The organism is Candidatus Electronema sp. PJ, assembly GCF_048287395.1.
Lineage (GTDB): Bacteria > Desulfobacterota > Desulfobulbia > Desulfobulbales > Desulfobulbaceae > Electronema.
Map to the genome: position 1 here is coordinate 1 of NZ_JBLWEO010000077.1, position 5,773 is coordinate 5,773.

Genomic DNA, 5,773 nt, shown 5'->3' on the forward strand with positions numbered 1-5,773 from the left:
AGCCTCTTCAATTCCGCCTCAGCCAAACCAGAAGTAAGCCGCCCTGCAAACGCGGCATCCTGATGCTCTCGGTGCTTCTCCACCCAGCCCTTCAAGACTCCAAAGGTGATGCCGAGGCTTCGTTCAACCTCGCGAACACCAAATCCCTCTTCAACAACCATGCGCACGGCTTCTCGCTTGAAATCGGAATCGTACCTGCGATAGCCCATAAACACACCTCCTGTTCCTGTCAGGGTAATTGGTGTGTCCGCTAAAGTGAAGATAGCTCAGAGTTCTGCTCGGTAGAAAAGGAGTCTGGCCGAGTAGCAGAGGAGTGTTACCAATTAGGAAAGGAGTCCGACTGTGTTGCAAAGGAGTTCGAGTGAGCCAGAAAGGAGTCTTGCCGACTTGCCAAGGAGTTGTAGTCGGCAAGACTCCTTTGCGGCTAATCAAGAAAGCAGTTTGGCCAAGCCGAACTCCTCTTTTGCCGACTCCAACTCCTTTCTGGCCGAGCCAAACTCCTTGGCAAACGAGCAAGATTCCTCCCTGGCGTGTTTGCCCACCTGTCCAATCAGGAGCAACTGGTTCGTTCTCCGCTGCAACCTGTTGCTGCTGGCTGTACGCTGAACGTAACCCTTCTTGTTGACCTCCCCAGGAGATCTCACAAAAAAACCGGCAGCCCGCATCATGCAGGCTACCGGTTTGGGTACTTCACGCCCACCTCAAACCTCAAGGCGGCGCAGCTTCAGTTTGTTGCCGAGGCTGTGTTACTTGTTGAGCACCTCATGCCGGACGCTGTTGGCAACTGCCATTACCTGTTCAATCAGCGTGTTCTTCACTCCGGCATCTCTTAAGGCAGCAGCCATGTGCTCAAGAACGGCATCATAATGACTGTCATTCAAGCCCATGTTCTTCACCAGATGTGCGTGGGCGGCGCGCAGGTCTCTGCCCGTATAAGGACGGGGGCCACCGAAAGCCACGGTCAGGAAATTCTTCATCATTACTTCCTGACGCCCCATCTCGATGCCTTTAAAGAAGCCGTTAATCCGGTTGTCTCCCAAGACTCGGCTGTAGAATCCACCGACAACTTTATCTACCCCGGCTTCTCCGCCGAGCTTCTCGTACAGCGGCGACATTGGCTGCGGGGTGTGCTCTGCCCGCTCCTGGACTGCTTCCTTAGACGGCTTGCCATGCGTGCTAAAGGTCACGGTCTTGTCAACCATATCCACCACAGGCAGTTCCGGGACCTCGGTCAGGCCGTATATTTCGTTCAGATCGAAACCTTTCGGCAGATTCGTCAGCAGCTTATGGGCCACTTTCTGGCTCGCTACCCGGAAGCGGAGCTTGGCGCGGAAGGTGACATCATGCGTCTTGTGGTCGCCCATCGTGGTGTAATACACATCACGATAACCCTTGGGCGGAATGATATCATGCCGAGAGAAGGAGACAATCGCCCAAGGATCGACTTGGAAGCTCATATCATGGCCCATGCCGTCAGAATTGAAGAGATAGGTGTTTTCATCAAGTTCACCTTTGTCTTTGCCTTCAGTCTGGATAAAGCCGCTCTTAACCTCTACCTTGCCTTTTTCATCGGTGGCCAGCACTTCCAACCACATCTGGCGGATGTTGGTCAGCGAGGTGGGCAGGGCATGGCCGCAGCGCGTGTTCGACACCCGTACCTTAACCTTAGATAGTTCGCCTCTATCGTCATAGATAGGCGTGATCTCAATGTCAGCAGCAGCCTTAAGCCGGGCCACAGCCATGTCAAATTTGTTCTTGGCATTGGCCGCCAGTTTCTCATCGCCCATCTTCTTGGCCCTCAACTCCTCCAGGAAATACATGGTGAAGTTGGCCCCATTGAAGTAATGGCGGTACTCACTGCGCTTAGGCTTTTGGAAGGTGTCAGCGGAACGCTTGTACGTCTCGATATCCACCATGTGGCAGTCTTGGCACTGAATGCCCTTAACTGAGTAGATGCTCTTCTTCCACTCGTTGTAAGTGTGCTCCAGCGGGGTGTGCTCTTTGTAATGGAAGACTTGATGGCAGCCGCCACACAGTTCAGCCCGCAGATGCAGGGGTGATTCCACGCACTCATGGAAGCCGCCGCCGCAGCCTGGATAGTCGGGGAAGGGGCCGTATTTGGTGCGGATGCCTTGGCCGGTCTTTTCGTCCTTCCGGCCTGGTGAGAGAACATAAGACCCGTTCTCTGGCTCGTGCGACGGAGTTTCCCAATGGGTGTGCTTCTTGATTGAATGGCAGACATCACAGGAGACACCGGCCTTGGCCAAGTCAGAGAGCTTCTTAAAATCAAACTCCTCTGGTATCTGGCCTGAAACAACGGCGGCAGCAGTGTGGCAGCCTTCGCACTGTCTGGCGATCTCTTTGCCTACGGCCTTGACTGCCAGATTCAGCTCGCCGAGATAGATTGGATCGCGGAAGGCCTGAGCGTGCATGGAGCCTTGCCAATCCTCATACTGCTGGGGATGGCAGCCTGCGCAGGTAAAGACAGAAGGTGCGACAAAGGGCACTCCGTTATTCTCAAACTGGATGTTGGAGGGATAGAACGGATATTTTTTCAGCTGCTCTTCGCTATAGCGATGATAGGGAACGTTCCAGACACTGGCCAGCTCTTTGTCCACTTCCTTGCTGGGTGGCGACGCAACGGGCGGCGAGGGCGTAAAAGTCGCTGCCGGTGCTGTCTGGGCGGGCTTGACCTCTGCGGGAGGTGTTTTGCCAAGGATATCACCCCGGACACTATTCGCTACCTTAGCTGCGTGCTGGATCAACTCGTCCTTTACGCCCAGCTCTTGCAGCGTGGTTCCCAAATGCTCAACAATCACATCAAAATGACTGTCATTCAGGCCCCGTGCAACCAGATGCGCGTGCGCTGCCCGCAGATCTCTGCCCTGATAGGCGTTGGGGCCGCCAAAAGCAAAGGTCAGGAACGCCTTTTGCATCGACCGCTGGCGGTTCATGTCAACCCCTTCAAAGAAGCCGTTGACCCGTGGATCAGCTAGTACCTTGTCGTAAAAAAGATCAACAGCTGCATTGATGGCAGCCTCACCGCCAAGTTGCTCGTACAGGGACTGGGCTTGGCCAGCCTGAGTTTGCTCGCTCGTCTGATTGTCCTGGCTGGGATTGCCGGCAAAAGCGGACTGTGCCGTCAGGGCCATTCCCGCTGTCAGGCAAAGAACGAATCCCGCGTACTTGTGTCTCATGACTCCTCCTTTCTTGGTATGAAAAACTGTTTTTTGTAGTACTAACTGTTCCTATTATAGGGGAGCGGAAAAAGAAAGTACAAATTTTTTTTTACCCCCGGTCTTTCTCTGAAGGAGGTGCTACAGCTGGAGCATCATACAATGATCCCCTTGCCCTGCGCCAGATTGTCCATCTCGCATGGAATGAGGAGGGCAGGCAGGAAAAACTGCTCCAGCAATCCATACGTTGATAAATGCCGTTTTTTTGTGAATCAAAAGCCCTCCATTTTGTGAATCAAAATGGCACCATTTTATATGTCAAAATGGTGCCATTTTATATGGCGAAAGACATGCTGCCTGTTTTAACATTTTATAGCTGCTCCAGCTATAGGACTGTGTTAAGGAAGGTCTTTCGGAGGACTGTGCTCCCTACTTCAGGAGTGCTCGCTGGGACGGGAAGGGAGGACAGGGCTTTTAAAGCCACCTCTTCTGTTTAAAATAGATAAAGAGGCCAAGGCTAATGGCCAACATGACACCCCAGATCAGGCAGTAGCCATAGTGCCATTTCAATTCAGGCATGTACTCAAAGTTCATGCCATATACGCCGACGATAAAGGTCAGGGGAATGAAGATCGTGGAGATGATCGTCAGCATCTTCATGACCTCATTCATGCGGTTGCTGATGCTGGACAAGTAGGTGTCGTGCATTCCACCGAGAATATCTCGGCAGGTCTCGGCCATCTCGATAATCTGGATGGTGTGGTCATACAAATCCCGCCAGAAGACTCTGGTCTCTGGATGCAGCAAGGCCGAATCGCTTTTCGCAATTACGCCAACCTCTTCCCGGAAGGGCCATACTGCTTTACGCAGATGGAGAATGTCGCGCTTGAGCTGATGAATCTCCTTGATATCTTCCTGGCGTGGGTCAGCCAGAATCTGTTCGTCAATATCCTCAATGCGGTCGCCAATGCGTTCAACCGTAAGAAAGTAATGATCAACCACCGCATCCATGAGGGAATAGGCCAGGTAGTCTGCCTTCAATAAGCGAATGCGGCCCGTGGCAGCCCGGATGCGGTTGCGCACGGTATCAAACAAGTCGCCTTCATCCTCCAAGAAGGAGATCACGGAGCCTTTTCCCAGAATCAGACTAACGTGCTCCATCACTAGCCTACTCGGCATGTCACTAAAGGACATCATCTTCAGGACGATGAACAGGTAATGGGGGAACTCTTCGACCTTAGGCCGCTGGGTGGTGTTCACCAAGTCCTCTAGGGTCATGGGATGGAGGTTAAAGACCTTGCCTAACGCTTCAATCTGTCTGATGTCATGGATGCCGTTAACGTTTATCCAGGTAATACCCGGAGATTTGGCAAACTCGGCGCACTGATTGACGGTGACATCGCGCAGTTCGTGCAGCACTGTGCCGCTGTAGTGCATGAGATCAATGCGGGCTTTGTCCTGCTTCTGCTCGCCAATAAAGAGCATTGTGCCTGGGGCCATGCCAGTTTTAATGCCGGCACCTCTGGGGTTTCTTTTCTTCCTCTTTGCTGCTCGTGACATGGCAAGCTCTCACGCTGCATACATCGTTGCTAAGTCCGGCGAATACGGCCCGTGCTTGTGCTGGTAGATATAGAGCGGCGGCAGTAGATGCAAGCCCTCACCGCCATTCTTTACCGCCTCAAGCAGCACCAGCCGCGCCTGGCTATCTTCAGGATAACTATACACTGGCTGGAGGCGTTTGGGAGTCAGCTGCCTGCGCATCAGAGCAGCCAGTACCACTGCCAGCCGCTCTGCCGGATAAATACAGCAGACTGTGCCCCGGTTCTTCACGGCAAAGGCAGCTGCGGTCAGCACCGAATCCGGGTTAGCGGTCAGCTCGTGCCGGGCCAGGGCACATTCGTCCGCCTGGCTGAGTCTGCCGCTGCCTGCCCGGTGATAGGGTGGATTGCTGACTACCAGGTCAAAGGATTCAGGTGGGATGAACTGACTGATCTGGCGCAGATCGCCCTGCTGGACAGCAAAGCGGTGGTGAAAATAATTGGCCTCGGCATTGCTTCTGGCTAACTCAGCTAAGGCGGGCTGCAACTCCAGCCCAGTAAGGTGCAGCCCAGGAAAGCGGTGGCAGAGAATCAGGTCAATCACCCCGCAGCCGCAGCCCAGATCCAGCACCTTGTCCTGGGCTGCTGGGCAGCAGAAATGGGCCAGCAGCACCGCATCCACTGAAAAGCGGTAGCCCTCGCGGTGTTGGCGGCAGATAAGCTGGCCATTAAAGAGTGTGTCTTGGGTGAGTAGAGGCACGTCTTGCCTCCTATTGTGTTTAACTGACTGAGATAATTTGCCGAACCTGCTTTTTGTGTATCGTAGAGCGGATCGCTACGCCTGTCAACCATTTTCCGGCCTGCGCCACAGCCTGCTGGGGCAAATTGTTGGTGTCTGCATGAACGGTTCATTGGTGTAGTGACCTGTCTTCGCAAAAGCGGACACGTATTATTCCCTAAGTAGCCCTTTTGAAGAAGAGCGGCTCGTAGTTGTCCGGCGACTGATAACTGATCGCCGAATGCCGCCGTTGGCGGTTGTAAAAGCCTTCGATGTACCAA

At 53.6% G+C, this 5,773-nt stretch carries 5 protein-coding genes and 1 pseudogene; all 6 read right to left on the reverse strand.

Annotated elements, in window-relative coordinates:
- On the reverse strand, positions 1–209 hold a 209-nt coding region (locus ACNKIB_RS12510), incomplete at its 3' end, for a transposase (RefSeq protein WP_417910902.1).
- 219 nt (positions 210–428) lie between these two features.
- Complete coding sequence (locus tag ACNKIB_RS12515; RefSeq protein ID WP_417910903.1) at positions 429–581, reverse strand: hypothetical protein; 153 nt, start codon at positions 579–581, stop codon at positions 429–431.
- Positions 582–746: 165 nt separating this feature from the next.
- Positions 747–2,618 (reverse strand): multiheme c-type cytochrome, encoded by a 1,872-nt coding sequence (locus tag ACNKIB_RS12520; RefSeq protein ID WP_417910906.1) that lies wholly within the window; start codon positions 2,616–2,618, stop codon positions 747–749.
- A gap of 90 nt (positions 2,619–2,708) precedes the next feature.
- Positions 2,709–3,152 (reverse strand): annotated as a pseudogene (locus ACNKIB_RS12525) (group I truncated hemoglobin); the annotation flags it as partial.
- A 498-nt stretch (positions 3,153–3,650) separates the two neighbouring features.
- Positions 3,651–4,676 (reverse strand): magnesium/cobalt transporter CorA, encoded by a 1,026-nt coding sequence (corA, locus tag ACNKIB_RS12530; RefSeq protein WP_417910904.1) that lies wholly within the window; start codon positions 4,674–4,676, stop codon positions 3,651–3,653.
- Positions 4,677–4,745: 69 nt separating this feature from the next.
- The gene (locus ACNKIB_RS12535; protein WP_417910905.1) at positions 4,746–5,474 is read right to left on the reverse strand and encodes a tRNA1(Val) (adenine(37)-N6)-methyltransferase; all 729 of its coding nucleotides are present in this window, start codon (positions 5,472–5,474) and stop codon (positions 4,746–4,748) included.
- Between the last annotated feature and the right edge of the window lie 299 nt (positions 5,475–5,773).

Coding starts and splice junctions, on each gene's coding strand:
- corA (WP_417910904.1), bottom strand. CDS start 4,676: ATGGCCCCAGGCACAATGCTCTTTATTGGCGAGCAGAAGCAGGACAAA.